Origin of the sequence: Vibrio sp. 779(2023) (assembly GCF_033344285.1) — a bacterium.
In the GTDB taxonomy this organism is placed as follows: Bacteria; Pseudomonadota; Gammaproteobacteria; order Enterobacterales; family Vibrionaceae; genus Vibrio; species Vibrio alginolyticus.
This window is the reverse complement of record NZ_JAWPOM010000002.1, coordinates 457,171-483,493: the sequence shown is the minus strand read 5'-3', so window position 1 is coordinate 483,493 and position 26,323 is coordinate 457,171. Positions and strand designations below refer to the sequence as shown.

27 protein-coding genes are annotated in these 26,323 nt (G+C 46.2%); 18 read left to right on the top strand and 9 right to left on the bottom strand.

Annotated features, from left to right (window positions below; all coding sequences use genetic code 11):
* Positions 1–62: 62 nt before the first annotated feature.
* Both R8O70_RS04875 and R8O70_RS04870 read left to right on the top strand, forming a co-directional pair.
* A complete protein-coding gene (locus R8O70_RS04875; protein WP_012841240.1) occupies positions 63–1,439 on the top strand; it encodes a GntP family permease in 1,377 nt (458 codons plus the stop codon).
* 9 nt (positions 1,440–1,448) lie between these two features.
* Positions 1,449–2,060 (top strand): bifunctional 4-hydroxy-2-oxoglutarate aldolase/2-dehydro-3-deoxy-phosphogluconate aldolase, encoded by a 612-nt coding sequence (locus R8O70_RS04870; RefSeq protein WP_005394384.1) that lies wholly within the window; start codon positions 1,449–1,451, stop codon positions 2,058–2,060.
* A 103-nt stretch (positions 2,061–2,163) separates the two neighbouring features.
* On the opposite strand, the gene xapA is transcribed toward R8O70_RS04870, so the two are convergent.
* The gene (xapA, locus tag R8O70_RS04865; protein WP_318184064.1) at positions 2,164–2,988 is read right to left on the bottom strand and encodes a xanthosine phosphorylase; all 825 of its coding nucleotides are present in this window, start codon (positions 2,986–2,988) and stop codon (positions 2,164–2,166) included.
* Positions 2,989–3,109: 121 nt separating this feature from the next.
* Between xapA and R8O70_RS04860 the strand changes: the two genes are divergently transcribed.
* Positions 3,110–4,015, top strand: a complete 906-nt coding sequence (locus R8O70_RS04860) for a LysR family transcriptional regulator (RefSeq protein WP_162497013.1) — start codon at positions 3,110–3,112, stop codon at positions 4,013–4,015.
* 81 nt (positions 4,016–4,096) lie between these two features.
* Here the strand turns inward: R8O70_RS04860 and gorA are convergent, their stop codons facing one another.
* Together gorA and R8O70_RS04850 are read right to left on the bottom strand one after the other, a co-directional pair.
* Positions 4,097–5,452: a glutathione-disulfide reductase gene (gene gorA / locus R8O70_RS04855; protein WP_031818769.1), complete on the bottom strand. Its 1,356-nt coding sequence runs from the start codon at positions 5,450–5,452 to the stop codon at positions 4,097–4,099.
* 259 nt (positions 5,453–5,711) lie between these two features.
* A complete protein-coding gene (locus R8O70_RS04850; protein WP_005379158.1) occupies positions 5,712–6,551 on the bottom strand; it encodes a 23S rRNA (adenine(2030)-N(6))-methyltransferase RlmJ in 840 nt (279 codons plus the stop codon).
* Positions 6,552–6,975: 424 nt separating this feature from the next.
* On the opposite strand from R8O70_RS04850, the gene prlC reads away from it, so the two are divergent.
* Entirely contained in the window at positions 6,976–9,018 is a 2,043-nt protein-coding gene (gene prlC / locus R8O70_RS04845) for an oligopeptidase A (RefSeq protein ID WP_238974891.1), read from the top strand.
* A 66-nt stretch (positions 9,019–9,084) separates the two neighbouring features.
* Here the strand turns inward: prlC and asnC are convergent, their stop codons facing one another.
* Complete coding sequence (asnC, locus tag R8O70_RS04840; protein WP_005389595.1) at positions 9,085–9,549, bottom strand: transcriptional regulator AsnC; 465 nt, start codon at positions 9,547–9,549, stop codon at positions 9,085–9,087.
* A gap of 113 nt (positions 9,550–9,662) precedes the next feature.
* Here asnC and R8O70_RS04835 point away from each other — a divergent pair, with 113 nt between their 5' ends.
* The 3 genes from R8O70_RS04835 (at position 9,663) to R8O70_RS04825 (ending at position 14,416) form a co-directional block, all read left to right on the top strand.
* A complete protein-coding gene (locus R8O70_RS04835) occupies positions 9,663–12,788 on the top strand; it encodes an EAL domain-containing protein (protein WP_318184063.1) in 3,126 nt (1,041 codons plus the stop codon).
* An 89-nt stretch (positions 12,789–12,877) separates the two neighbouring features.
* Positions 12,878–13,657, top strand: a complete 780-nt coding sequence (locus R8O70_RS04830; RefSeq protein ID WP_053349765.1) for a class I SAM-dependent methyltransferase — start codon at positions 12,878–12,880, stop codon at positions 13,655–13,657.
* A gap of 186 nt (positions 13,658–13,843) precedes the next feature.
* Entirely contained in the window at positions 13,844–14,416 is a 573-nt protein-coding gene (locus R8O70_RS04825) for a hypothetical protein (RefSeq protein WP_017821113.1), read from the top strand.
* A gap of 69 nt (positions 14,417–14,485) precedes the next feature.
* Here R8O70_RS04825 and R8O70_RS04820 read toward each other — a convergent pair whose 3' ends face one another.
* Both R8O70_RS04820 and uspA read right to left on the bottom strand, forming a co-directional pair.
* A complete protein-coding gene (locus R8O70_RS04820; RefSeq protein ID WP_017635030.1) occupies positions 14,486–15,364 on the bottom strand; it encodes a carboxylate/amino acid/amine transporter in 879 nt (292 codons plus the stop codon).
* A gap of 64 nt (positions 15,365–15,428) precedes the next feature.
* Positions 15,429–15,854: a universal stress protein UspA gene (uspA, locus tag R8O70_RS04815; protein ID WP_005379165.1), complete on the bottom strand. Its 426-nt coding sequence runs from the start codon at positions 15,852–15,854 to the stop codon at positions 15,429–15,431.
* A 282-nt stretch (positions 15,855–16,136) separates the two neighbouring features.
* On the opposite strand from uspA, the gene ftnA reads away from it, so the two are divergent.
* The 3 genes from ftnA to R8O70_RS04800 all read left to right on the top strand — a co-directional run bounded on the left by ftnA (position 16,137) and on the right by R8O70_RS04800 (position 18,453).
* Positions 16,137–16,664, top strand: a complete 528-nt coding sequence (gene ftnA / locus R8O70_RS04810) for a non-heme ferritin (protein WP_005379167.1) — start codon at positions 16,137–16,139, stop codon at positions 16,662–16,664.
* Positions 16,665–16,755: 91 nt separating this feature from the next.
* Positions 16,756–17,079 (top strand): universal stress protein UspB, encoded by a 324-nt coding sequence (gene uspB / locus R8O70_RS04805; protein WP_005379169.1) that lies wholly within the window; start codon positions 16,756–16,758, stop codon positions 17,077–17,079.
* 180 nt (positions 17,080–17,259) lie between these two features.
* Positions 17,260–18,453, top strand: coding sequence for an NAD(P)/FAD-dependent oxidoreductase (locus R8O70_RS04800; RefSeq protein WP_149192280.1), 1,194 nt, complete (start codon positions 17,260–17,262; stop codon positions 18,451–18,453).
* A 93-nt stretch (positions 18,454–18,546) separates the two neighbouring features.
* On the opposite strand, the gene R8O70_RS04795 is transcribed toward R8O70_RS04800, so the two are convergent.
* Positions 18,547–19,890: a sigma-54 interaction domain-containing protein gene (locus tag R8O70_RS04795; protein WP_258477647.1), complete on the bottom strand. Its 1,344-nt coding sequence runs from the start codon at positions 19,888–19,890 to the stop codon at positions 18,547–18,549.
* Positions 19,891–20,326: 436 nt separating this feature from the next.
* Between R8O70_RS04795 and R8O70_RS04790 the strand changes: the two genes are divergently transcribed.
* From R8O70_RS04790 to R8O70_RS04770, 5 genes are all read left to right on the top strand, one after another.
* Positions 20,327–20,878 (top strand): BON domain-containing protein, encoded by a 552-nt coding sequence (locus R8O70_RS04790; RefSeq protein WP_005379174.1) that lies wholly within the window; start codon positions 20,327–20,329, stop codon positions 20,876–20,878.
* 45 nt (positions 20,879–20,923) lie between these two features.
* Positions 20,924–21,100 carry a DUF1328 family protein gene (locus tag R8O70_RS04785; RefSeq protein WP_005379177.1) on the top strand — a complete coding sequence of 59 codons (177 nt, stop codon included), beginning with the start codon at positions 20,924–20,926 and terminating at the stop codon, positions 21,098–21,100.
* An 8-nt stretch (positions 21,101–21,108) separates the two neighbouring features.
* Entirely contained in the window at positions 21,109–21,306 is a 198-nt protein-coding gene (locus R8O70_RS04780; RefSeq protein WP_005379178.1) for a hypothetical protein, read from the top strand.
* 103 nt (positions 21,307–21,409) lie between these two features.
* Positions 21,410–21,841 (top strand): hemerythrin domain-containing protein, encoded by a 432-nt coding sequence (locus R8O70_RS04775; RefSeq protein ID WP_005379185.1) that lies wholly within the window; start codon positions 21,410–21,412, stop codon positions 21,839–21,841.
* Between the two features lie 144 nt (positions 21,842–21,985).
* Positions 21,986–23,650 carry a diacylglycerol kinase family protein gene (locus R8O70_RS04770; protein ID WP_062730778.1) on the top strand — a complete coding sequence of 555 codons (1,665 nt, stop codon included), beginning with the start codon at positions 21,986–21,988 and terminating at the stop codon, positions 23,648–23,650.
* Between the two features lie 201 nt (positions 23,651–23,851).
* Here R8O70_RS04770 and R8O70_RS04765 read toward each other — a convergent pair whose 3' ends face one another.
* Positions 23,852–24,250 carry a hypothetical protein gene (locus tag R8O70_RS04765; protein ID WP_005379193.1) on the bottom strand — a complete coding sequence of 133 codons (399 nt, stop codon included), beginning with the start codon at positions 24,248–24,250 and terminating at the stop codon, positions 23,852–23,854.
* Positions 24,251–24,398: 148 nt separating this feature from the next.
* Positions 24,399–24,836, bottom strand: coding sequence for a DUF2383 domain-containing protein (locus R8O70_RS04760; RefSeq protein ID WP_213893893.1), 438 nt, complete (start codon positions 24,834–24,836; stop codon positions 24,399–24,401).
* A 361-nt stretch (positions 24,837–25,197) separates the two neighbouring features.
* Here R8O70_RS04760 and R8O70_RS04755 point away from each other — a divergent pair, with 361 nt between their 5' ends.
* Genes R8O70_RS04755 through R8O70_RS04745 form a run of 3 tightly spaced genes read left to right on the top strand, consistent with a single transcriptional unit; the run spans position 25,198 to position 26,323 of the window.
* Entirely contained in the window at positions 25,198–25,446 is a 249-nt protein-coding gene (locus R8O70_RS04755; protein ID WP_005379196.1) for a hypothetical protein, read from the top strand.
* Positions 25,447–25,494: 48 nt separating this feature from the next.
* Complete coding sequence (locus R8O70_RS04750; protein ID WP_033905884.1) at positions 25,495–26,007, top strand: hypothetical protein; 513 nt, start codon at positions 25,495–25,497, stop codon at positions 26,005–26,007.
* Complete coding sequence (locus tag R8O70_RS04745; protein ID WP_005379200.1) at positions 25,997–26,323, top strand: hypothetical protein; 327 nt, start codon at positions 25,997–25,999, stop codon at positions 26,321–26,323. The genes R8O70_RS04750 and R8O70_RS04745 overlap by 11 nt, the downstream gene beginning before the upstream one ends.

The window sequence follows — 26,323 nt, the reverse complement described above, 5'->3', positions numbered from 1 at the left end:
GTTACCGGTAACTGAAATAAATGTGAACCATAACACAAACAATAATTCTTAAAGGTGAACCTATGGAGCAATTAACCCAAGCCCCAGATCCTACGTTCCTACTGACGATTGCAGGCCTTGCCATTGCAGCGTTACTCGTTCTGATCATTAAACTGAAAGTCCATGCTTTTGCTTCCCTTACTATGGTGAGTTTAGGTACGGCAATCGCCACTGGCGTTCCTTCAGAGAAAGTCGTATCGACCATGATGGGCGGCTTCGGCGGCACGCTGGCTTCCGTGGCATTGCTGGTTGGTCTTGGTGCGATGATCGGTAAAATTCTTGAAGTGACTGGCGGTGCGAAAGTGCTGGCAGACACTTTGATTGGTCGCTTTGGTAAAGAGCGCGCACCATTTGCTTTGGGCGTCGCTTCATTACTGTTTGGCTTCCCAATCTTCTTCGATGCTGGCCTTGTAGTGATGATGCCAATCATCCTAAGTGTGGCGGCTCGTTTTGGTGGCTCACCAATTAAATACGCGTTGCCTGCAGCTGGTGCTTTTGCGGTTATGCACGCGTTTGTTCCACCACACCCAGGTCCGGTTGCAGCGGCAGAATTCCTTGGCGCAAACATCGGTCTGCTATTGGTGGTGGGTATTTTGGTTGCTATTCCAACTTGGTACCTTGGCGCTTACCTATTTGGTTTGTACGCGGGCAAAAAATTCGATATCCCACTATCTAAAGCCTTCTTTAATGGCGAAGCGATGGTGGATGAGCGCAACGCACCAAAATTTGGCACGGTTATGACCATCCTTGTGCTGCCAGTCCTGCTAATCTGTTTGGATACGGTATTGAACACACTGGCGGTTGCGGGTGTGATTGATGGCAAAACGGCACTGGTTGAGTTCCTACGCATGCTAGGTAAAACCCCAGTTGCGTTACTGATCACTTTGATTGTCTGTCTGGCTGTGTTTGCCAAAGACTACGGCATGGCAAAACTAGAAAAATTATGTGGTGAGTCATTGGCTCCTATCTGTGGTGTTATCCTAGTAACGGGTGCAGGTGGCATGTTTGGCGGCGTACTGCGCTCAAGCGGTATTGGTGATGCACTGGCTGACGTTCTTACAGACACAGGTATGCCTGTGATTGTGGCGGCGTTTGTGATTTCAACCTGTCTGCGTGTTGCTCAAGGCTCGGCAACCGTAGCGCTAACCACCACGGCGGCTCTTATCGCGCCGGTTGTGGCAGCATCAACAGGTTTGAGTGAACTCGACCTTTGCTTTATCGTAATCGCGATTGCGGGTGGTGCAACGGTACTGTCTCACTTCAATGACTCTGGTTTCTGGTTGGTATCTCGTCTGCTTGAGATGGATGAGAAAACCACATTAAAAACTTGGACGGTAATGGAAACGTTACTTGGCGGTATCGCGTTTATTATCGTCGCAACATTAAGCTTTATTCTTTAGAGGTTCCCCATGACAACACTTGAACAACGATTAAGAGAAATCAAAATCGTCCCAGTTATCGCAATCAACGACGTAGCACACGCTCTGCCACTGGCAAAAGTGTTGGTAGAAAACGGTTTACCATGTGCGGAAGTGACATTCCGCACCGAAGCGGCGGCGGAGTCGATTCGCATCATGCGTGAAGCGTACCCAGAATTGTTGATTGGCGCGGGCACCGTTCTGACCACAGAACAAGTGGATATCGCGATCGAAGCAGGCGTGGACTTTATCGTTAGCCCAGGCTTCAACCCAACCACAGTGAAATACTGTCAGCAACGTGGTGTGACTATCGTACCGGGTGTAAACAACCCAAGCTTGGTTGAGCAAGCGATGGAAATGGGTCTGCGTACGTTGAAGTTCTTCCCTGCTGAGCCATCAGGCGGCGTAAACATGCTGAAAGCACTCACGGCGGTTTACCCAGTGGAATTCATGCCAACAGGTGGCGTAAGCCCATCCAACGTGGAAGATTACCTAGCGCTGAAATCGGTTGTGGCTTGTGGCGGTACTTGGATGGTGCCAACCGCAATGATGGACAACGGCGATTGGGAAGGCATTGCTGAATTGGTTCGCGCAGTTAAGTAAAACGCACAAACGGCTCCGAAATACCCCGAACGTTAGAAAAAGTGATACAAAAAAGGGTCATCAAGTTACTTGATGACCCTTTTGCTTTTGGAATGAAACGGCTTTAGAAGTGATGCTTCATAAAGCGCTTAATAAAGCGAATGAAATCTGCTTCGGCTAGCTTCGCGCACTTCAATGTTTGGGCGTGAGACAATTCTACATCTCCCAAGCCTTCTGCCATGTTGGTGATCGCACACACTGCCAATACGGGTAAGCCGCAATGCGCCGCAGAAATCACTTCTGGCACGACCGACATGCCCACCACATCACCACCGATGATTTGCATCATGCGGATTTCGGCTGTGGTCTCAAAGTTGGGGCCTGTGTAAGAGACAAACACGCCTTCATTCAGGTGAATGCCATTGGCTTTGCCGACTTCAAACGCTTCTGCGCGCAGGTCTTTGTCGTACGCATTGGCGAGGCTGAAGAACCTCGGGCCGTACTCTTCATCATTCGGACCGATCATTGGCGATTCAGGCATGGTATTGATGTGGTCATGAAATACCACCAGAGAACCGACGTCGATGCGTTCAGGGCGAAGTGAGCCTGCCGCGTTGGTGACGAGCAGAAACTCACAGCCCAGCTTTTTAAAGGTGCGCACGGGCGTGGTCATGACCTTCATTGAGCCGTGTTCGTAGTAGTGACCGCGACCTTTCATGCACACTACGTCTACGCCACCCATGGTACCAAGTACCAACTCACCAGAGTGGCCTTGCACGGTGCTAACCGGAAAGCCTTCGAGCTCTTCGTATGGAATGACCACTTTGTCTTGTAGTTCATCTGCCAATACGCCCAAGCCAGAGCCTAAAATAAACGCCGCTTTAGGTTGGAAGTTTGGTTTGCGTTCGCGAATGGTTTGTAGCGCACCGATTACTGGATCGTGATTCATGTTAGTCACCTTCTGGTTGTGTGTTGATTCTATTGTGTGACTTTCTGCGCTGGTTATCTTTGCTTTATTCGCTACTATCATCCTTAAAAAGAGGATGATGAAATTCGCTAGGACTCAATGCATGAAGTCAGAACCATTTGAGCGCGTGACGCTGAAGATGCTGCGTTACTTTTACGAGGTCGCACAAACCAAGCATTTCACTAAGGCCGCCGAGAACCTCAATATCACCAATTCGCCGTTGAGCAATCGCATCAAAGAGTTGGAAGAAGTGCTTAACGTCAAACTGTTTGAGCGTGATTCAAGAAACGTCATGCTGACGGAGGCCGGGCGATTGTTGGAGTCCAAATGCCAACTGATTTTTCAGACCTTGGATGTCTCGCTCAATCAAGTGCAGCAAGTGGGGTTGAACCAGAGAAACATCTTGCGAGTTGGTGTGGTAAGTAGCGCATTTTGGGGTGGATTTGATCGTCTGTTACAGCGTTTCCATGCTGAGCATGACACTTATCACGCCGACATTTTTGACCTCAACCCAGAGACGCAAAAGAAGCATCTGAGCGAGAAGAAAATTGATGTGGGCATTGTGCGTTTTGCCGATGCACTCAACATTTATCCGTATCAGTCGGTATCTTTGGGTAAAGATGTGTTTGTGGTGGCGGTGTCGGAGCAACATGAGTTAGCCAGCAAATCTTTGCTGCGGCTCCAAGATTTAAAGACGTGTGAGTTTGCGTTTATGAGCTTGGCGAATTCTGCCTCGGCAAACTTCATCATCAATGCCTGTCTGCAAGAAGGCTTTTCACCCCATCTTGGCAAACAAGTGGTGGAGCCAAGCACCTTGATGGCGTATGTGGCAAACAGCAATACCGTGACGTTGGTGCCGTCGACGTTTTCTCAGCATCATTGGCATGGGATTCGTTTTATCAAGCTGAAAGAGTCACTGCGTGCAGACTTGTGTCTGATTCATGACGGTAAGCAGGAGAGTGCTATCAAAGCCGAGTTTATTCGCACGTTATTGGAGAATGCGAGTTAAGCATGGTCTAACAAAAAAAGGTCATCCTAAGATGACCTTTTCAAATGATTCGCTGAAATCAGCAATGCGATTAGCGCGCAATTAACGCATCGTTACGAACTCTTCTGAGCCCGTTGGGTGGATAGCCACAACAGAGTCGAAGTCTGCTTTGGTTGCGCCCATCTTCATTGCTACGCCGAAGCCTTGGATCATTTCATCTACCGTGAAACCGATGCCGTGTAGGCCAACAACCGTTTCTTCTTCGCCCGCACATACAAGCTTCATCTTACATGGTTGACGGTGCTTAGTAACAGCGGTGTACATCGCAGTAAAGCCAGATGTGTAGACTTTGATGTTGTCTTTGCCGTACTTCTCTTCTGCTTCTTGCGTTGTTAGACCGATAGTGCCGATTGGTGGGTGGCTAAATACCACAGTTGGTACCAAATCGTAGTCCATCTTCGCGTTTGGTTTGTTGTTGAAAAGACGCTCAGAAAGTTGACGACCCGCTTTCACTGCTACTGGTGTTAGTTCGATACCGCCTTCCATGATGTCACCCACACAGTAGATGCCTTTCACGTTCGTTTCTTGGTATTCGTCTACCTTGATGTAGCCTTTTTCGTTCGTTGCAACGCCAGTTGACGCTAGGTTGATTGCGTCAGTTGCTGGGTGACGACCGATTGCCCAAATCAGTTGGTCAACGTTTTGGCTCTCACCGTTTTCTAGGTGCAGAGTTAGGCTGCCATCGGCTTCTTTTACCACTTCTTTTGGTACAGAATGGGTGTGCAGTGTTGGGCCTTCTGCGTCCATTACTTCAACCAACGTATCGATGATCATTGGATCGAAGCTACGTAGTGGTGACTCTTTACGTACGAACAGGTGCGTTTCTGTACCTAGCGCGTGCAGTACGCCAGCAATTTCAACTGCGATGTAGCCTGCGCCCACAACCGCAACGCGTTTTGGTTGCTCTGCTAGGTCGAAGAAGCCGTTTGAATCGATGCCGTATTCAGCGCCTGGAATGTTTGGAATAGTAGGACGACCACCAACCGCGATCAGGATGTGATCTGCTGTGTAGTGTTCACCGTTTACTTCGACAGTTTTTTCGTCAACAAACTTAGCAAAGCCTTTAATCACGTTTACTTTGTTGTTGCCAAGAACGCGATCGTAAGATTGGTGAATACGACCGATGTATGCCTGACGGCTCTCAACCAGTTTGCTCCAGTCGAAACCTTTCACGTCGACATCAAAACCGTAATCTTCTGCGTACAGGTTCATTGCTTCTGCGATTTGCGCGCCATGCCACATTACTTTTTTCGGTACACAACCTACGTTGACACAGGTACCGCCAAGGTCTTGAGCTTCGATTAGCGCAACTTTCGCGCCGTACATCGCCGCACGGTTTGCAGATGCGATGCCGCCACTGCCGCCACCGATACAGATATAGTCAAAATGAGTCGCCATTACTTTCTCCAAGAGCTTATAAATTTTATCTGGTACATAGATAGATTGGGATGACCTTGTCCGAACTCAATGCCACCGTTATCCCACTATCATAAATCGAATTCGACTAATTCCTAAATGGGAAAAAGCGACAATACTTATGACAAATAGCGATGAGAGGCACAAAAAGAAGAATAAGCACGACTGGAGGGAGAAGGTGAGAGCATAAAAAAGCGCAACGAGAATATCGTTGCGCTTGAAGATATCGGTACTGAAGTGCTTACTCTGGCACAATCCAGTCCACTTTCCAGTGGCCAGTTGCTGGTGCGATCGCGTCTTGCAGGAATGGCAGAATCTCTTTCATCTGGCTTTCCAGTTTCCACGGTGGGTTAATCACAATCATGCCGGATGCCGTCATGCCGCGCTCGTTGGTATCTGGTGCAACACCTAACTCGATTTGCAGAATTTTACGAATGCCCAGTGCTTCCAAGCCTTCGATCATATCTTCGATGTCGTGGCGGTTTACCACTGGGTACCAAATCGCGTAGATACCGGTTGCCCAACGTTTATGGCTCTGATGAATCGCTCGCACCACATCGCGGTACTCTTTCGCGAGTTCGTATGGTGGGTCAATCAGCACCAAGCCACGACGCTCTTGTGGCGGTAAGCTTGCTTTGAGGCGTTGGAATCCGTCTTCTTTGAAGATGCTCACTTGGCGATCACGATGGAATTCTTGCTCTAACAATGGGTGATCGGCCGGGTGCAACTCGGTCAGCACCATGCGATCTTGTGGGCGGATTTGCGCGCGCGCCACACGTGGTGAGCCTGGGTAGTAACGCAGCTTCTCGCCATTGTTGAGCACTTTAATGGCATCGATGTAGCTTTTGATGTCTTCAGGAATGCTTGGGTTATCCCAAATACGTGCGATGCCTTGTTTGTATTCGCCCGTTTTTTCAGACCATTCGTGAGTCAGATCGTAACGGCCCACACCCGAGTGGGTATCGTGATAAACGAATGGTTTATCTTTTTGTTTCAGCGCATCAAGAATGAGGCTTTGAACGATGTGTTTGACCACGTCGGCATGGTTGCCAGCGTGGAAGCTGTGGCGGTAACTTAACAAATTAAACTCTCGAAACACTCTTTGGCTGAGTGTGGTCTGTGATTTTCGCGATATGGCGGTATTATACTCAAGTAACTTAAAGAAGTAGAACTTCGATTCAAATCAGTATCACTGATAGGGATTCGCTATTGAAATTTCTTTAAGTCACCCATACTTAGTATGAGTAAACAAATTGAACCTAAGTGGGATTGTGCCGCTCCAATAGAGTGCCAAACCGAACTTAGGCATAACAAGACTCAAGGACAGAGTAAGCGCTCTTTGACCCATTCGGTCATTGCTGCATCGAGAAAGGGAACGGAAATCCCCCCATCCATGTTGTCGGCTTGCCTGTGCATTGAGTTCGCCTACTGTTTTGCAAACACCAATAGGTGCTTTGCAAATGCGAATAGGCAAATACAGAGCCAAAACACAAAAGGAATTATTCATGTCTAATCCACTTCTTACGTTTACGGATCTTCCTCCGTTTTCGCAAATCAAACCAGAACACATTAAACCTGCAGTGGAGCAGGCGATTGCGGATTGTCGTGCCAAGATTGACGAGGTACTAAAAGACAACGCAAACCCAAGCTGGACCAGTGTGATCGCGCCAATTGAAGAAGCGGATGACCGCTTGAGCCGCATTTGGTCACCAGTGGGTCACATGAACTCAGTAGTGAACAGCGAAGCGCTACGCGAGGCTTACGAAAGTTGCCTACCAATTTTGTCAGAGTACGGCACTTGGGTTGGTCAGCACAAAGGGTTGTACGAAGCGTACAAAACCATCAAAGCGAGCGAAGAATTTGCAACGTTAACTCGTGCCCAGCAGAAAACCATCACTGATGCACTGCGTGATTTCGAGTTATCAGGCATTGGTTTGCCATCCGATGAGCAGCACCGTTACGGCGAGATCAGCAAACGTATGTCTGAGCTGAGCTCTAAATTCTCTAACAATGTGCTGGATGCCACCATGGGTTGGACCAAGCACATCACAGACGAGAAAGACCTAGCAGGTATGCCAGAATCGGCGCTGGCAGCAGCGAAAGCTGCCGCAGAAGCAAAAGAGTTAGATGGTTACCTCATTACGCTAGATATCCCATCTTACCTACCTGTCATGACGTACTGCGATAACCAAGAGTTGCGTAAAGAAGTGTACGAAGCGTACGTGACGCGCGCTTCTGATCGAGGTCCAAACGCAGGCAAATGGGATAATTCAGAAATCATTACTGAGCAGCTAAAACTGCGCCATGAAATTTCACGTATGCTAGGTTTCAATACTTACAGTGAAAAGTCGTTAGCAACAAAGATGGCTGAAACGCCGGATCAAGTGCTGGGCTTCCTGAATGACCTAGCGACACGTGCGAAACCGCAAGGTGAACGTGAAGTCGAAGAGTTACGTCAGTTTGCGAAAAGTGAGTTTGGTGTTGAAGAGCTGAACGTTTGGGATATCGCTTACTACAGCGAGAAACAAAAGCAGCACCTGTTCCAAATTTCGGATGAAGAACTGCGCCCATACTTCCCAGAGTCAAAAGTCGTGAGCGGTCTGTTTGAAGTGCTAAACCGCGTGTTTGGCATGACCGTTACTGAGCGCGAAGGCGTAGACACTTGGCATGAGTCCGTGCGCTTTTTCGATATCTTTGATGCTGAAGGCACACTCCGTGGCAGCTTCTACCTAGATCTCTACGCTCGTGAACACAAACGTGGCGGCGCGTGGATGGATGATTGTCGTGGTCGTCGCGTTACGCTATCTGGCGAGCTGCAAACGCCGGTTGCGTATCTAACGTGTAACTTCAACCGTCCAGTGGGCGACAAACCAGCACTGTTCACGCACGATGAAGTCGTGACGCTATTCCATGAGTTTGGTCATGGAATCCACCACATGTTGACGCAAGTTGATACAGGTGCTGTTTCAGGTATTAATGGCGTGCCTTGGGATGCGGTTGAGCTACCAAGTCAGTTCCTAGAAAACTGGTGTTGGGAAGAGGATGCGCTGGCGTTCATTTCTGGTCACTATGAGACAGATGAGCCGCTACCTAAAGCGATGCTAGACAAAATGCTCGCAGCGAAAAACTTCCAATCTGCGATGGGTATTTTGCGTCAGCTAGAATTCGGCTTGTTCGACTTCACGCTTCACACCGAATATGACCCTGAAGTGGGTGCGCGTGTACTGGAAACTCTGGCGAAAGTGAAAGAGAAAGTCGCGGTAGTTCCTGCGGTTGAGTGGGCGCGTTTCTCACACAGCTTCGGCCATATTTTTGCTGGTGGCTACAGTGCGGGTTACTACAGCTACCTATGGGCTGAAGTGCTGTCGTCAGACGCGTATTCTCGCTTTGAAGAAGAAGGCATCTTCAACAAAGAGACGGGCCTAAGCTTCCTGAACAACATTCTAGAAATGGGGGGCAGTGAAGAGCCAATGGAGCTGTTCAAGCGCTTCCGTGGCCGCGAGCCACAAATCGATGCACTGTTGCGCCATTCGGGTATTGCGGCGTAAATTGAGCAAAAAACATCAAGGCCAACCGTTCAGTTGGCCTTTTTTGTACATTTTTTATAAAAAATTTTACGGATTTACGTTGCGGTTGATCGGGTTCTGCAACGATATCAATGTCTCTGTGGACTGAACCTCATCAATGGCTTGCAGCTTGTCGATCAGTACAAATTGCAGCTCTTCAATCGATTTGCACATCAATTTGACGAATATGTTATACGCGCCCGTGGTGTAGTAAGCTTCAACGACTTCGTCGAGCGCGTTGAGTTTTTCTAACGCGGAGTGGTAATCACGAGCTGCATTGAGGTTAATACCAATAAAGCAGCACACATCGTAGCCAAGCTTTTTGGTATTGATGATCACCTCCGTTCCTTCGATGATGTCAGCCGACTTCATCTTCTCGATACGCACATGGATAGTGGCAGGGCTGACATCGAACTGCTTTGCCATTTCTGCGTAGGGCGTTCTGGCGTCAGCCATCAGTGTTTTTAATATTGCGCGGTCAAGGTCGTCGAGTTTCGGCAGGCTCGCATTCATACTATGATTTCCGTTAGGGATAGAGTTTTACCTCCCTTTTATACTCATAGCGGATAGGATTCACAAGGTTTGGCAGGAGTAACTGCGGGTTAACTCCGAGCTATGGAGATAATGTGCAGCGTTTTCTGGTTATTGCCGCGCTATGTTGGAGCGCGTTTGCTACGGCCTCAGATCCGAAGGTGTTGGTCGTGCACTCCTATCATCAGGGTTTTTTCTGGACGGACTCCATACAGCGAGGCATCGAGCAACAGCTGGGCGATCGAGCGTTGGACATGCGTGTGCTTTATCTAGACTCGAAACGTAACCAGAGTGAGCAGTTTTTTGCACAACTAAAATCCTTATATCTTACGAAATTACGCAAAGAGCGATTCGATGCCATTTTAGTGAGCGATAACAATGCGCTTGAACTCATGCAGCGTTTAGCCCCAATCATCAAAGACACCCCAGTTATATTTAACGGCATTAATAACTACCATCCTTCTTTACATCGTTCTCTGAATGCAACCGGAGTCATGGAAGATGTCGATTTGGAAGCGAATCTCGCTCTTATTGAGCGCTTACATCCGAACTACACACAAGTTCTCATCGTCAGTGACCACTCGGTGACCGGTGAGGTGTTGCGTTATCAAATCGACAATTTTGTCCTCAAGTTCCCGCAATATCGAGACAAAATCGTACAAGTTGTCCCAGACAGTATCATCGATCTAAAACAACAAGTCGCAAAACTGAGTTCCGATAAAGTCGTCTTGTTCTGGACCTATTACCGAGATAAACAAGGTATGGTTGGCAGCGAGCGTGACTGGGTTGGTGTCAACAAAGTCTCAAACGCGCCGCTGTTTATGGTGCATGACATTGGTTTGGGTCATGGCGCAGTTGGAGGGGTTATTCAAAGTGGTTATCGGCATGGTATTGAGAGTGCAGAGATGCTTGAATTCGTTTTGGATAACCCTGATCAGCCTCTGCCTGCCGTGAAAAAAAGTGATTCTGAAATAAAGCTCGATTACCAAGCGGTAGCGCGTTGGGGATTGGGGGCTGAACAAGAGGTTTCTGCGGTATTTTTTAATAAGCCAATGAAGCTTTCTGAACGTTTTGCCAAGGAAATTCGCCTGTTTGGTAGTCTGTTTGTGGTGATGTCGGTGGTCATTTTGCTGATGGGTTATTATTTACAGCGGATGCGTCGCAGTGAGAGCGCTGCGCGAGAAAGCCAGGCTATTCTAGAATCGATTTTCGATCAGAGCATGCAGTATATGGGCATTTTGGATGCCAACGGTGTGCTTAAATCGGGCAACGATCACCTTCAATCCTTACTTTATCACCAAGGACTGCGTTTAGACCGACCACTTTGGTTTCATCCCAACTGGAGTGAGAAAGCCCAAGCGCTGCTAGAGGAGTATTTCCATGCGCCTCACCATCAAGTGTCGACGTTTGAAGCTGAAATTTGGAGTAAAGAACACGGCTCCTTGGTATTAGAAGTTTCGCTCAAGCCTTTTTCTCAGCAAGTAGGGAATCATAAGCAATACTTGTTTGAAGCGCGCGATATTACCAGTCGTAAATTGATGGAAGACAAGCTCTACCAACGTGAGTCAACCCTACGCAACTATTATGAGCAGCAGCCCGTGATGATGGTGACGCTTGATAGTAATAACCGAATTCAAGAAGTGAATCGATTTGCTCAACTACTTCTTGGCTACAAACCGATGGACATGCTCGGACATCGCCTGAGGGAGTTCTATTTTGATGACAAAGTGCTGTTCCCTCGCCAAGTGTTATTGCAACCCAACCAGCAAGTGCATGGTGTTTGGCGACGTGAAGTCGAGTATCGTCATGCAAATGGTCATCGTGTTTGGGTGCGCGAGAATATTCGTCCGCTGAGTGAATCTGAGCAACTGCTGATTGTGGGCGAAGATATTACCGAAACCAAACTGCTCTCCGAGAAATTGGAATACCAAGCTCGCTATGACTTACTGACGGGGACTTACAACAGAAACCATTTTGAACTAGAGCTTAAGACCGCACTGTGCGAAGTGGACAGCCATCGTCGAGTCCACGCCATGCTGTACCTCGACTTAGATCAACTAAAAGTCCTCAATGATACGGTTGGGCATGATGCAGGTGATGCGGCGATTCAATTCTGCGCCAGTATGCTGGAAGGCGTTCTGCCGTACAATTCCATCTTGGCTCGAATGGGAGGCGATGAGTTTGCGGTGTTACTCAAAGACTGTGACGAATATGGCGCCATCAATATTGCCAAACTGATCATCTCGACACTAAGCGAACACCTCTTTATTTGGGAAGACACACGCCTGTTCATCAGTTGCTCAATTGGTATCCGTATCATCGATCATACCGCTGATACGCCACAAATGGTGCACGCTCAAGCAGACTCTGCTTGTCACGCCGCTAAAGAGCAAGGCCGTAACCGCTATAATCTATTCAGCTTAGATAACGAAGAGTTGCAGCGTCGTCAGATGGAAATGCAGAGCGTCAATTTGGTGCATGAGGCATTGTCGAATCAACGTTTAGAACTGTTTGCTCAACCGATAAAAAGCTTACAAAAGCACGAGACTCAAATGTATTTTGAGATTTTGGTGCGTATTCGCAATGGGTACGGTGATTATGTTTCTCCTGCGCTGTTTATCCCTGCTTCCGAGCGCTACAACATTGCCCATTGGATTGATAAGCAGGTTATTACTCAAACACTAGAGTGGTTTGAACAGCGTCCTGAGGTGGTTGAACAGCTTGGTCGCTGTTCGATAAACCTTTCAGGTCAATCTATGGGGAATCAAGAGTTTATTGACTTCTTATTGGAGCGATTGGAAAGTTCGACTCTGCCGTGTGAAAAAATCTGCTTAGAAATCACCGAGACAGCGGCGATGAGCAATCTGGATCAAGCCATTGAGTTGTTTACCAAGCTAAAGGCTCTGGGTTGCATGATTGCATTGGATGATTTCGGATCTGGATTGTCTTCATTTGGTTACTTAAAGAAACTTCCTGTCGATATCGTGAAAATTGATGGTCTTTTCGTGCAAGATATCAACGTAAATGAAATGGACCGCGTGATGGTTCGTTCAATCAATGACTTGGCGAAGCAACTAGGCAAAGTGACGGTGGCGGAGTTTGTCGAAAATGACCAGGTCATGCAGCATTTGATAGACCTCGGTGTGGACTACGGCCAAGGCTACGGTATTGGCCATCCTAAGCCGCTTTCTGAGATAGTGGAGCAACTGACGGCTGTATAACCTCTGCGTAGCAAGCTCAACCTAGCATTAATAGGTAACTTAGGTATACACTCAGCGCCAGTTACCTCGATTTTTATTGGAGCCTCCTTTTGCAACTGCAATTGATCTGTGAAAACCCGTCTCAACAATCTCATCTTGATGAACTCGCTGCGCGTTGGCAGCTTTCTCACACTGACGATAGCGATTTTGCTTTGGTGCTAACCACCGAGCGTTTGGAGCTACGTAAAGTGGATGAGCCAAAGCTGGGTGCAATCTTTGTGGATTTGATTGGTGGTGCGGTCGGTCATCGTCGCAAGTTCGGTGGTGGTAAAGGCCAGGCAATTGCGAAAGCGGCGGGTTTGAACAAAGGGGCAACGCCAACCGTGTTAGACGGCACGGCAGGCCTTGGTCGTGATGCGTTTGTGCTCGCCTCGCTAGGTTGTAAAGTGCAGATGGTCGAGCGTCATCCAGTCGTAGCCGCTTTGTTAGATGATGGCTTGGCTCGAGCGAAACAAGACTCAGAAATCGGCACCTGGGTATCTGAGCGCATGTCGCTAATCCATGCTTCTAGCCATGATGCGTTGGAACAATTGGCGCAAGATAAAGACTTTGTCCAGCCAGATGTGGTGTATCTTGACCCGATGTATCCGCACCCAGAAAATAAAAAGAAGTCGGCGCTCGTGAAAAAAGAAATGCGCGTTTTCCAATCGTTGGTTGGCGCCGATTTGGACGCCGATGGCCTACTAGAACCAGCCATGGCGTTAGCCACAAAGCGTGTAGTAGTTAAACGCCCAGACTATGCTAACTGGCTGAACGAGAAAAAACCGACCATGGCGATTGAAACGAAAAAAAATCGCTTCGATGTCTATGTTAAAGCATCGATGGCATAACTTCCTGACGGCTCAACTTTTCTTGTCACAGTACGGTGTATCGTGCTGTGACTCAGCTTCTCTTTCCTCGTCTCTATTGATAGTTTTCTCTTGCTAATTCCCTTTCCTGACTGTATATCTAACTAAGAATTATTATTATTTCACTTGTTGTGATGCGGTCGATAACTGGGAAGCTGGAGTAGTAGAATGGCTAAACGTTTATGTAAAATGAGTCGCAAACAGATCGCGGCAGAACTTGGTGATATCCATCGTTTAGTTGTCGCACCAAAATTCGTTTGTCGTTCTTGCGCACGCTCTTCATCGGCCAAAGATACCCTTTGTAAGCCAGCCGCAATTCCTCCACAAAAATGCCAAGACAAGCCATTGAGTGAGCAACAAGCATGTGGCTTATTGGTTGAAGCTCTGCCATCACAAGCGATTCCAGTGACCACTAAACAAAGCAACGAAAAAGCCGCGATTGTGAAGCGTGTTGTTGAGCGCGTGAAAGAGAAAAAACAAGCCGAAAAATCTCCGGAGCCAGTAAGAGCCGACGCATCAGTATGGTTTGATTTAGCGGATAAAAAATCGCTCAAGAAAGCGAAAAAAGCACTGAAAAAGCACTATAAGCAGCAAAAGAAGTTGCTAAAAGTGGCGAAAAAACAACAAAAGTTACTTAAGCGTCAGCGTAAACTGGAAGCGCGTAATGCGAAACTAGAAGTGTTGCTGCCAACGCCACCTAATGCTTTGATGAACGCAATCTCACAAGCCAAAGTGCATTAATCAAATAAAAAAACGCTCTCCAGTCGGAGAGCGTTTTTTATTGTCGAAATGTTTATAGGATTAGCTGCGTTACTTATTGGCGTAGCTCATCTCTACGCGCTTTTTCACCCAGGTTTCGTTAATCCATAGGGATAGCATGATGATCGCACCGCCAATGGCGAGTCGCATGACATCAACATCGCGGTTCCAAATCACAATGTTTACAATCAAGCCCGCCGGAACCAATGCATTGTTCATTACTGCCAGTGCACCTGCGTTCACCATAGTCGCGCCTTTGTTCCAAGCAAAGTAACCAAAACCAGAAGCAATCAACCCAAGGTATGTCAGAATGCCCCATTGTGTTGCAGTGGTAGGTAGTTTGTCGAGGTTACCCATGAGCGCGAAAGCCACGGTTGCTACACAAAGTGCACCTAAGTAGAAGTAGCCAAACACGGTGTGTTGTGGCAAATCGACGGGTTCACTCTCCATGATATATTTGTAGCCCACCTGACCGATGGCAAAGCAGAGGTTTGCTCCTTGTACGACCAAAAAGCCCAGTAGGAAATCTTCATTAATGCCTGCAAATTTAATCCAGGCGGCACCAAATACGGCTATTGCTGCGGTAACTAAGTACCAAGGTGAAAAGCGACCTTTCAAGAAGTCATAGATTAGCGTGACGTAAATGGGTGTGAATACGGTGAACAGCAATACTTCTGGCACGGAAAGGAGCAAAAAAGATTGGTAGTAGAAGCAATACATCAAACCGAGCTGGAAGCCACCGACGGTCATCAGTTTCGCGATCAGGGGTTTGCTAACGCCACGGAATTTCAAAAAGGGAATGAAAACCAGGCTCGCCAGTGCCACGCGCATGAACACCGAGAACCAAGAATCAACCTGACCGGCGAGGTAAACGCCGATCAGGCTAAATGAGAATGCCCAAAGTAGGGTAACTGCGGATAGATAAGCCATGGATGAGAATCTTTATCAACAACAAATGTGCCCGCAGTCTAACCAAGTTTTATCGTTGCGCCAATCAGTCTTTTAGCGGTACGACCAGCATATCGACTGGTGAGCAGTTAATAAGCTGTCGAGTCGAAGATAGAATCTTGCTCCAGAAATCTTGGTGATGACCACAAACCACCAAATCGATACTGTAGTCTTGAATAGTATCGCACAGCTCATTACTCAAATCGCCACTACCGACTAAAGTATGGGCAATTGGGTATTGCGCATATTCTGCGAAGTTTGCCAATTGTGTGCGCGATGCTTCCATTGCTTGATGTTGCGCTTCTGCCATATTGATATCGATAAGCCCGGTGTAGAGTTCTGCGTAGTTCACGTCGATGTGAATAAAAGAGACTTTCGCATCCAGAGGTTTAGCCAGTGATACGGCTTTCTTAATCAACACTTTACTGTCGTCTGAAAGGTCGACTGCCACAAGTATGTGTTTGTAACTCATATTGCTATCTCCTTGTAAGGTCATAGTTTTAGATTAGCACCAACCCCAAAAAAAATTTGCTGAAGTGATCTCATATCGGTGCCGTAGGTACAAAGTCTTGTCTCAGTAATCATGTTATAGTGGCGTTATACCCAAGTGACTTTGATATGCTGAAACAAGCGTAGTGTTACTGACTAGAGTTGAAGTGAAACTTCGCCGTGTCTGCCAGACCAAGCTATTCTCGCAGCGTCACTTATTTCGAGGTTACTTGGGTATATTGCATGCACAATAATAGGAGTTAACATGCTGTCTCAAACTATGGTCGAACAATTGAATGAGCAAATTAACCTAGAATTTTTCTCATCCAATCTATACTTACAAATGAGTGCTTGGTGTGAAGACAAAGGTTTTGAAGGTGCGGCTGAATTTTTACGCGCTCACGCCGTAGAAGAAATGGAGCACATGCAACGCCTATTCACTTACGTGAGTGAAACTGGCTCAATGCCAATCTTAGGCGCTATTGATGCGCCAAAGCATGACTTTGCGAGCCTAGGTGACGTTTTTCGCGAGACATTTGAACATGAGCAAATGATCACGGAAAAAATCAACAAACTGGCGCACGTTGCATTTACTAGCCAAGACTACTCAACGTTTAACTTCCTACAGTGGTACGTGTCAGAACAGCACGAAGAAGAGAAGTTGTTTAAAGGGATTTTAGATAAGATCGAACTGGTAGGTGAAGACGGTAAAGCGTTGTTCTTCATTGACAAAGATCTAGCACAAATGGCGAAAGAAGGTTCATCTTCAATCATGGATGCTCCAGCTGCGTAAACGCGTTTTGGGACGTTGTAAGTAGCGGGTAAAGACGAAGTGTTGATCGTCTTTTTCTCTTGAGCATTGTTGAAGATGTAGGGAGGAAAAGATGATCAGTGGAGACACAATCTTATTTGCGCTAATGGTGGTAACTGGAGTTAATATGGTCCGGTATCTCACCGCTCTTCGTTCTCTAATTTATATCATGCGTGAAGCGCACCCGCTGTTATATCAGCAAGTTGATGGTAATGGTTTTTTTACCACTCATGGAAATGTCACCAAGCAGGTGCGGTTGTATCACTACATTAAAAGTAAAGAATATCATCATCACCACGATGAAATTTTTACTGGTAAGTGTGAAAGAGTGCGTGAACTGTTTGTTCTATCGACCGCGTTGCTCGGCGTGACGCTACTTGCAGCCTTCATTCTCTAAGAGTCAATAATCTAGATAGTTGTTCTGTCTGAGATTTTACGGACATACAGAGCGCTTAGAGTTTAAGCGCTTTTCCCTTTCGGTATTTGTCGGTAGAATGTCGCGCCTAGAAAGCAAGGATGTGCAATGTGCACATCCTTTTTTATTTTGATTCGATACCAATCAGTCTAAGAGCTACCGATGAGTAAGAAATTTGATGTTGTTGTAATTGGCGCAGGCGCAGCAGGTTTAATGTGTGCTGCAGAAGCAGGCAAGCGAGGCCGCCGTGTTTTGGTGCTCGACCATGCTAAAAAGCCAGGACGTAAAATCCTTATCTCGGGCGGTGGTCGTTGTAACTTCACTAACTACGACGTTTCAGCTAATCACTATTTGTGTCAAAACCCGCACTTTGTTAAGTCGGCGCTCTCCCAATACACTAACTGGGATTTCATCTCGATGGTGTGTAAACATGGCATTGAGTTCGAAGAGCGTGATCACGGCCAGTTGTTTTGTGTCGATGCATTTACGGCCAAAGATATCGTGAAGATGTTGTTAGCTGAGTGTGACATGCCGAACATCGAGCAGCGTTACCAATGCGATGTTCATTCGATTGAAAAAATTGATGAAGGCTTTCGTTTGCATGCTGGCACTGAGATTGTCGAATGTGAGTCTTTAGTTATCGCAACAGGTGGCTTGTCGATGCCAAAACTGGGAGCGACACCATTTGGTTATAAAGTCGCGGAACAATTTGGTCTTCGAGTTATCCCAACCACGGCAGGGCTTGTACCATTTACTCTGCATAAAGAAGACAAAGAAGACTTTGCTGAGTTATCTGGTATCGCGGTACCTGTGGAAATTACGGCTGAAGATGGCACCATGTTCAAAGAAGCCCTGTTGTTCACACATCGTGGGTTATCTGGTCCAGCAGTGTTACAGATTTCTTCATTCTGGCGGGCCGGACAAAAGGTGTTGATCAATCTTGTGCCAAACGATGATGTTGCTGAGTTATTAGAACGTAGTCGTGAGAAGCATCCAAATCAGTCACTCAAGAATACGCTTGCCAAAGTGCTGCCTAAGCGTCTGGTTGAAGTCTTAATTGAACGTAAAGAGCTAGTCGATAAACCGCTAAAACAGTTCAATCAAAAGGAGCTTGCGGCGATTGTGGAGCGTCTAGAGCATTGGGATATCGCCCCGAATGGCACCGAAGGCTACCGAACTGCGGAAGTGACACTCGGCGGTGTCGATACTGATCACTTATCCTCGAAAACCATGGAATGCAAAGACATTAAAGGGCTTTATTTTATTGGTGAAGTGATGGATGTGACTGGTTGGCTAGGGGGCTACAATTTTCAGTGGTGCTGGTCGAGCGGCTTTGTTGCGGGGCAGTGGGTTTAATCAAACACCAAACGCAGCCTAACTGCATAAAAGATAAGATACAAAAAGAGCACTGAATAAAAGTCAGTGCTCTTTTTGTATTCCCATAGCGAGTTACTCGTCTTGATACTTTTCGAGTTTGTTATAGAGCGTTTTCACGCTAATGCCTAACTCCTGCGCTGATTCCGTTTTATTACCTTGATTCTCTTCAAGGGTATTGAGAATGGCGGCTTTTTCTAGCTCTTCTAGCGAAACGCCCGCCGGAACAAGGTCTTCGATACTGGTGCCTGTTTCCAATGGTGGTGTGTCGAAGATAAGATGTTCATCTCGGATGGTGTCATCAGCCAAAATGAATGCACGCTCGATCGTGTGTTTGAGCTCACGGACATTACCTGGCCAGTCGTGTGCAGCGATTTTTTGGATCGCAGAGTCAAGAATCGTTTTGGTTTTTGCCTCATTGGCGTTGCGGTGCGCAATAAAGTGCTTGGCCAGACCTACGATATCACCGCCTCGTTCTCGCAGTGGCGGTATCGTTAATGGGAAATGCGATAAGCGGAAAAACAGATCTTCACGCAGGAACTGCTCCTCAATGGCGATTTTAGGATCACGGTTTGTAGCAGCAATGATGCGAGTATTAGCGATATGAACCGTATTACTGCCAACTGGGCGATACTCTCCGGTTTCTAGCACCCGCAATAGCTTCACTTGATGCTCGATAGGCATCTCGGTGATTTCATCTAAAAATAGGGTGCCGCCCTCTGCCTGCTTAAATACACCTTGGTGAGTTTTATTTGCTCCGGTAAAAGCGCCTTTCTCATGGCCAAACAGTTCACTATCAACCAATTCAGGGCTAATGGCACCACAGTTAATCGCTATAAAGGGCTGTTGTTTACGCTCACTCGCTAAGTGGATGGTCTGCGCCACCAGTTCTTTGCCTGATCCACTTTCACCGACAATAAGGACGTTGGCTTCTGTTTTAGCAACGCGCCTGATCATACGATAGAGCTGATGCATCGGAGAGGAAGAGCCGACCAAAAGACCAAATTGGTCAAGATCGCTGGTGGACACTTTACGCCCTTGATCTTGTTTGTGTTGATAGTACTGGCTGACTTCGCCCAGGGTGTCCGTCAGAATGGCAATATCAACGGGCTTTCTGTAGTGAAAAATAGCACCCAAGTTCATCAGCTTATCCAAGTTCTCGTTTGGAGCGCCTGAGCTAATGATGATCAAGTCCATATCGTAGATGTCTTCGATATTAGAAAGACGTTGATAATCTGCACTAGTAAAGTGGGCGACTTCAACAATCGCAACTTCCGGTTTGAGTTGTAGGAAATCTTCAATCCATTGGTCTGCGGCATCGATGTCATGCAGACGAAATTTGTTCAGTTCCTGGCAAGAAGCGATGGCATTTTTAAGTGATGGATCTTGTATTCTTAGAAACAGGCTTGGCATCGACATAGAAATGTCCTCTTTACTATGACAGAAACAATGTACGTGGATTATTCTCACTTCACAAGACAAAATATTGTCAGCATAGATTTAAGGATTTGTTCGGTATTTTTATGTTGTTAGCCCCTTTTTGATATATATCGGTGAGAGCCATCAGTAGATATTTCCTTTTGTTCAGATTTTTATTTTTAAAATAATAATTTTGCTATTAATTGATTCTGGAGAAATAGCCTTTCTGTTTTATCAGGTTATTTAGGCACAAGTGACGGAGGCTTTATCACCGATTAAAAATTACATTTTTTACGTGTAAATAATTCATGCTTATACTTTATTGCTCATCTCATTTTTACCTCTTTCCTTTATTAGTCACTTAAAAACAATGAGTTATAAAGTTGGCACATGGTTTGCTCCTAGGGAAGTGCAACGTCAATAAAGGAGAATTACCATGAATAACATCGCAGCTAAAATTGTACTTACGTCAGTTCTTGCTACTTCATCTACAGCAGTCTTAGCGAGTGATAAATGGGAAAAAGAATCCATGGACGCTTGGCTAGATGGTAAAGCTGAAACCACACTACTGCTAAACAGCAATCTCAACTCTTTTGATATCAATACCGATGTTGAGAATCAGGTCGTTACCCTTTCTGGTTCGGTAAACAATGATCTTGAAAAATCACTTGCCGAAGAGCTTGTTACTGGTCTTGATGGTGTGAAAAAAGTAAACAACGAATTGTCAGTAGTGAATGAAGGCAAGAAAGAAACTGATTCAGAAGCTTTAGCTACACTGACCGATTCTAAAATCACGACTATAGTTAAAACGCGCCTACTAATGGATACCAATGTGAGTGGTACGGATATTGATGTAACGACAGAACGCAAAACGGTAACGTTGGCAGGTAAAGTTAATTCAGATGCGGAGCATGATCTTGCAATTTCAATTGCAAATAACACCAATGACGTAAATAAGGTGATTGATAAGCTAGAAGTGGTTCAATAATAGCGAGCCGAGTGATTTAACCCACTTTTATTAGGAGGTAACACTATGGTTCGTTGGATGTTTATTTTTCTGGCACTGGCACTAATTTCTGCACTATTAGGCTTTACCGGTATTGCAGGAGCTGCTGCCTCTATCGCGCAAGTGATATTTTACCTATTCCTATTGTCATTAATTGTATCAATAGTGATTGTTCTGCTGGGAAGAAAAAACGTAAATAGATAGGAGATTCCATGCGACTTACGTCATTTATTTACCGTATCGCCGCAGTATTCGGTTTGGTGTTTGCGTTGGCAGCTTGTAGTGAAGAAGGGCCAATGGAACAGGCCGGCAAAAAGATAGATGAAGCCGCCGAAGAAACCCAAAATGCGATTGAAGATGAATGTGAAAACATTAAAGAAAACCTAAACGCTGAAGACCAAGACTGTTAGCCGAATCAGGTTAGGTTTTTACGCATAGCTATGTAAGAGAGGGGCGGTCAATCACCGCCCTTCCTTTTGTCCCAATTGTTTACAATCAGATAAGGAGTCAAAGATGAAAAACATATTTGATGTACTGAAAGAGAGTCATGAAAAGCAACGCCTTTTACTCGATGCTCTGATGGAAACGTCTGGAGATTCCCCCGCTCGTGAAGAGTTTTACCATAACCTTAAAGAGGAACTCGAACAGCACGCAGCGGCAGAAGAGCGGTTTTTCTACGCGCCTTTAATAGATAGCGATAAGACCATTGATCTCACTCGCCATGGCATCGCAGAGCATCATGAAATTGATAAAGTGATTGCACAGCTTGATGCAACCGATATGAGCTCGCCAGCGTGGCTCAACCTAATGAAAACCTTGCGTCACAAAGTGTTGCACCATCTTGAGGAAGAAGAACAGCGTTTCTTCCAGTTAGCCGGCAAGGTAATGACCGATAAGCAGAAAATGAAACTAGCGGATGGTTATGTTGAAGAGATGGCAAGCTAGGTAGAGTGTTGGACCTTTTCGTGCCATTTCGGCACGGGAAGGCACTCAATCAAGGCGTTTACTCAAGTTCATGTATCCAAGCTCAATCCCCCGCGTATTCTAACTTCCACTAAAAAGTGCACTCGCTGAAGGCAAGGAGAGCGAATGTTTATCATCAAATATTATATTCTTGGCGCTCTGATCAGTTTATTGGCCGCTATATATACGCCTCAAATTATCGTTAGTTTGCTGTTCTTGTGGATATCTCTTTCTTTAGCGTTGGTCAGCGTAGCCTACGTATTCGACATTCCCTCTATTTTTAGAAAAAACCAAGATGGCAAGATTGTCAGGTGGATTCGCTGGGCATTCATCCCATTTCTATTGGGGGCTAGAGCGTATAACGCCTGGGAAAGACGGCGTGATACAGTGCCTCCAATCCAAAAAGTCAGCGACAATTTATACCTATCTCGCCGTTTGTTTCAGAGTGACTTAGATTTTCTCGAATCCAATGAAATCTCTTGTATTGTCGATGTCACCGCAGAATTTGCAGGCCTTGAAAGTGCGATGACCGACAAGCAGTTTCATTACCTTTCGATTCCGGTACTCGACCACAAAGCCCCGACGCTAGAGCGCCTTCGCCATGCGATTAACTGGATTGATACTCAAATCTCGTGCTCGCGGGCAGTGGTTGTGCATTGTGCGTTAGGGCGTGGTCGTTCAGTGTTTGTTGTGGCGGCGTATTTATTAAGCAAAGACCCGTCACTGACGGTTGAATCCGTGATGAAAAAAATCAATGACGTACGCAGTACCGCGAGATTGAATAAATTACAGATTAGGACGTTACGAGCGATCAGTGAAAAAGGCGTACTGGGGCTGGATCAATCCACTTGGATGGTGGTTAACCCTGTTGCAGGTGGCGGCAAATGGGAGGAAAACGAACAGCACTTGATTCGTGAACTAACCAAAAAATATCGCTTGAGTATTCATCAAACCACCACAAACCTCAGCGCCGAGCAGCTAACACAACAGGCAAAAGAAAGTGGAGCTAAGCAAATCATCGTAGCTGGTGGCGATGGCACAGTAACAGAGGTGGCGAGCCAATTGGTGGATACCGACCTCAAACTCGGTATTGTTCCGCTCGGAACTGCCAATGCGTTATGTCATGTGCTCTATGGCGTTGGCGCAAAATTCTCACCGGTCGAAAAAGCGTGTGAAGCGTTGCTTGGCGGACACTGCCAACGTATTGATACTGCGGAATGTAATCAGCGGCTTATTTTATTGGTCTTAGGCATTGGGCTAGAACAGAAAATGATCGAGCACGCTCAGCGAGAAGAGAAAAATGTTTTTGGACAACTCGCTTACCTCACTGGCTTTTTTAATGCTGTAGTGGCGGAAGAAACGCAAGCTTTAACCGTTTCGTTAGACGCTCCCACTGAAGATGGAAATCACGACAATAATACACAAACGCTTGAAGTCCATAGTTTTGTCGTTGCGAATATCGCTCCATTTAGTACGTTGCTTGCCCAAGGTGGTGATGCGCCGCAGCCTGATGATGGCAAGCTGCATATCACATATTTAGATAACACCGAGTCTTTAGGCGGACGTCTTATCGCCTTGTCGGATCTGACATTAACGAGCGTAGGCGCACAGGAAGAATCGACACATTTTCAATACGCGACGGCTCAGAGCGTCACTATTTCTGCGAATAAACCGATTGAGTATGTGATTGATGGTGAACTGTATTCTGATGAGCAATTGGCAATCAAGCTGCGTCCAAAGTCATTGAACGTATTTGTTCCAAGCCAGAGACGTAAATCAGCTTCGCTTTAACACAGATAATCCGCGGATAACGCGCCATTTGCTTCGTATTCTACATGGCGCTTTTTCTGTGTTGTTTGATGATTTGGTGTGCGTCGTAAAAAGGCTATTAAGGTCGCTGCGTAGATGCAGCGGCTTTTTTCTATCTGCCCCTTTTACTAGGTTGATTGGGGATGAGGGTTAAACAAAGTGAAGAAAGAAGGGCGAGTATAATTACTCACCCTGAGGCAAGTGCTTTTCAATTTCATCGTTTTCAACTTGTAAAGCAGCTAACCAATAAGAAACAAGTGCGGTTAAGTTGGTGTCGTCAATGGCTCTAAGCAGGGCTTTTAAATCATCTAACAGTAATTTATTCATAAAATGCATTTCTTTGTAATTACCTAGCTCGGCAACGCCGTATTCGGTGGCATTTTCTGCAATGAATTGTTCACCATCTTGGTCGAAAAACAGCTTCGCCATCTTTTTGATCATCACTTTTTCTATTTTCACGAATCGATATGCCGCTCTTGCGAGTGTCATATGTGATTGCGGGTTAACGAGAGGCAAACACGTTTGGCGATGGTGTGTCATTTTTACGAGTAGCTCCCTTACTCGATTGTTATCCAATGTCATAGTGACCTCTTTATTTATGACTATTGTCGTGGGACATTTCTCGTGATGGTTATGTTAATGCGCCTGTGGGCTTGTCAGAAATGGCCAAAGCAAGTTGGCCATTTCTTTGCTCAATACCGAGCTTTATTGCAAAGGCGACCACCAAGTTTTAGCTAATAAGGCTGATGCTGCTGAGTTTTTCTTTGCAGATTTTTATATCGCTACGAACTTTCAGCAGAACCGAGTTATCCGCCTGCTCTGGGTGGGAAGTAATCAAATTCTCAATCTCTTTGAGTACCTTGCTTTCGACACCTTCAAGCTGTTCTAAATACATAGACTCTTTGTCAGAGGACACTTCCTTCATCACGTCGCTGTAGACCTCACGCGCCTTGATGGTGTAGGAAACCGGAGTGTCGTCGGCAGATTCTTCATTGTTACTTGCTAGAGAGTAGGGAGTGAGCTCAATGACTGCACGCTCACGTACTCTGAGCAGTTCTACCAACACATTATTCAAAGAAGTGTTGTCGATGTTCTCGATGGCCTTGTTGTAAATTTCATTTCCGCTTTCGATAAGCTCAATGATTGAGGCGATGTTTTCATTTTTCATATGCCACTCCTTATTTACTGGTGATAGGGGTGTTTGAGCGTATGGAATACAAACACGATGTTTCATCTTCAGTTGCAGGTTGTATGCCAATGAACTTTAAGTCTTATTAATCAGTGACTTAATATCTTGTTTTGCAATAACTTGCTAACAGTCGGTAAGGCGCTAAGAAAAAATTACAAGAATGGCGGGGAAAGCCTGGAAAGAATTACACGTACAGATATGGCTTTTTATCGAAACAAAAATAAAATCAATAAAAAACAATAACTTAAAATCATGGCATGGATATGGCTTTGTAGGGAGTAAGTGAGGTCAAACATTGTTTCACTTGATTCACTATTCAACTCATTAACGGAGGCTAGTTATGGCTACTACAAAAGAAAGCACAGTAAAACCTCAAGAGCAGTTAGAAGAAGCATATCACTTAGCGGAGCAAGCCACGACGGAAGCCGTTGGCGCGATGAAAGACCAAGCCAAAGAGAAGCTGGATGTCGGTGCGCAGCAAGTTCAGCAGGCGACTAAGTCGGCAGAGAATGTAATCAAGGAGCGACCATTGCTGAGCATAGGTTGTGCCTTCCTTGCTGGTTGGGCGGTTTCGAAGCTGATCAAATAATAGTGGTCACCAAGGATTAAGCCACACAACAGAAGGGCGAGGCTTCACATGAATAATTCAGGGCAAGTTACCAATCAGCAATCAGGCTCGGCGGCTTCAGACAGCGGTCGAGCCCCTGATGGGGCCGAAGAACAGGACATCCAACAGACCATTAATGGTTTGAGCAGCATTCTTGCGCAATTGGACCAACTGACGAAATCGCTAAAAGTATGGTCAGGTTCAACGTTGGATTTGTTCCTCTTGGAGATGAAAGTTAACGTGTCCGCAGTGCGTCAGATTTTGCTGTGTACCGTTGTTTTTACCCTATTGTCGGTATTGTTCGTATTCAGTTTGTGCCTTGCCTCTGGGGTGGTGGCTTATCAGTTAACTGCCAACGTATATGTTGCCGTGGGTGTATTTATCACATCATTAGGCTTGGCATTATTTGCTTTAGCCTGGTGGCAGAAGCGTTTAGTTGGATTTCTTGGATTCAAAAATACGACAGAACAATTACAGGAGGGGTGGGATGCGCTCGCTACAAAAGCTCAATCGAGCCATGCGGATCAAGCGGATGGAAGGTAAAGCGTCTCTAGAGCAATGCTGTTTGTCGATGGAAATGTTCACGTTTACCACCAAGAAGTTTGTGAGAGAAAACCCTTGGACGACATTAGGCATTAGTGCTGTCGTTGCCGTTACCGCAGCAAAAGCAGGTCGATTGTCTCGACTGACTTCTTCTATTTCGTCAATGGGGCTATTGGTTAGCAGCGTGTCTGATATTACCGATTCGCTCACAAAGCCGGTCGCGGCAGCTTCTCTGGATGAGTCAGATGCGGAGCAAAATGGAAATGCAGCAACACAAGTAAGCAACGCTGCGACGACAGAGGGCGAACCACTCTAA

What these genes read in the sequence shown, in the direction of transcription:
- R8O70_RS04755 (WP_005379196.1), top strand. Translation starts at nt 25,198, where the DNA reads ATGGCTACTACAAAAGAAAGCACAGTAAAACCTCAAGAGCAGTTAGAA.
- xapA (WP_318184064.1), bottom strand. Translation starts at nt 2,988, where the DNA reads ATGAATCACGATCCAGTAATCGGTGCGCTACAAACCATTCGCGAACGC.
- R8O70_RS04795 (WP_258477647.1), bottom strand. Translation starts at nt 19,890, where the DNA reads ATGTCGATGCCAAGCCTGTTTCTAAGAATACAAGATCCATCACTTAAA.
- R8O70_RS04785 (WP_005379177.1), top strand. Translation starts at nt 20,924, where the DNA reads ATGGTTCGTTGGATGTTTATTTTTCTGGCACTGGCACTAATTTCTGCA.
- R8O70_RS04820 (WP_017635030.1), bottom strand. Translation starts at nt 15,364, where the DNA reads ATGGCTTATCTATCCGCAGTTACCCTACTTTGGGCATTCTCATTTAGC.
- R8O70_RS04770 (WP_062730778.1), top strand. Translation starts at nt 21,986, where the DNA reads ATGTTTATCATCAAATATTATATTCTTGGCGCTCTGATCAGTTTATTG.
- R8O70_RS04875 (WP_012841240.1), top strand. Translation starts at nt 63, where the DNA reads ATGGAGCAATTAACCCAAGCCCCAGATCCTACGTTCCTACTGACGATT.
- uspA (WP_005379165.1), bottom strand. Translation starts at nt 15,854, where the DNA reads ATGAGTTACAAACACATACTTGTGGCAGTCGACCTTTCAGACGACAGT.
- R8O70_RS04775 (WP_005379185.1), top strand. Translation starts at nt 21,410, where the DNA reads ATGAAAAACATATTTGATGTACTGAAAGAGAGTCATGAAAAGCAACGC.
- R8O70_RS04760 (WP_213893893.1), bottom strand. Translation starts at nt 24,836, where the DNA reads ATGAAAAATGAAAACATCGCCTCAATCATTGAGCTTATCGAAAGCGGA.
- uspB (WP_005379169.1), top strand. Translation starts at nt 16,756, where the DNA reads ATGATCAGTGGAGACACAATCTTATTTGCGCTAATGGTGGTAACTGGA.
- asnC (WP_005389595.1), bottom strand. Translation starts at nt 9,549, where the DNA reads ATGAATGCGAGCCTGCCGAAACTCGACGACCTTGACCGCGCAATATTA.
- R8O70_RS04800 (WP_149192280.1), top strand. Translation starts at nt 17,260, where the DNA reads ATGAGTAAGAAATTTGATGTTGTTGTAATTGGCGCAGGCGCAGCAGGT.
- R8O70_RS04780 (WP_005379178.1), top strand. Translation starts at nt 21,109, where the DNA reads ATGCGACTTACGTCATTTATTTACCGTATCGCCGCAGTATTCGGTTTG.
- gorA (WP_031818769.1), bottom strand. Translation starts at nt 5,452, where the DNA reads ATGGCGACTCATTTTGACTATATCTGTATCGGTGGCGGCAGTGGCGGC.
- R8O70_RS04765 (WP_005379193.1), bottom strand. Translation starts at nt 24,250, where the DNA reads ATGACATTGGATAACAATCGAGTAAGGGAGCTACTCGTAAAAATGACA.
- R8O70_RS04790 (WP_005379174.1), top strand. Translation starts at nt 20,327, where the DNA reads ATGAATAACATCGCAGCTAAAATTGTACTTACGTCAGTTCTTGCTACT.
- R8O70_RS04825 (WP_017821113.1), top strand. Translation starts at nt 13,844, where the DNA reads ATGGCTAAACGTTTATGTAAAATGAGTCGCAAACAGATCGCGGCAGAA.
- R8O70_RS04745 (WP_005379200.1), top strand. Translation starts at nt 25,997, where the DNA reads ATGGAAGGTAAAGCGTCTCTAGAGCAATGCTGTTTGTCGATGGAAATG.
- R8O70_RS04860 (WP_162497013.1), top strand. Translation starts at nt 3,110, where the DNA reads ATGAAGTCAGAACCATTTGAGCGCGTGACGCTGAAGATGCTGCGTTAC.
- prlC (WP_238974891.1), top strand. Translation starts at nt 6,976, where the DNA reads ATGTCTAATCCACTTCTTACGTTTACGGATCTTCCTCCGTTTTCGCAA.
- ftnA (WP_005379167.1), top strand. Translation starts at nt 16,137, where the DNA reads ATGCTGTCTCAAACTATGGTCGAACAATTGAATGAGCAAATTAACCTA.
- R8O70_RS04870 (WP_005394384.1), top strand. Translation starts at nt 1,449, where the DNA reads ATGACAACACTTGAACAACGATTAAGAGAAATCAAAATCGTCCCAGTT.
- R8O70_RS04750 (WP_033905884.1), top strand. Translation starts at nt 25,495, where the DNA reads ATGAATAATTCAGGGCAAGTTACCAATCAGCAATCAGGCTCGGCGGCT.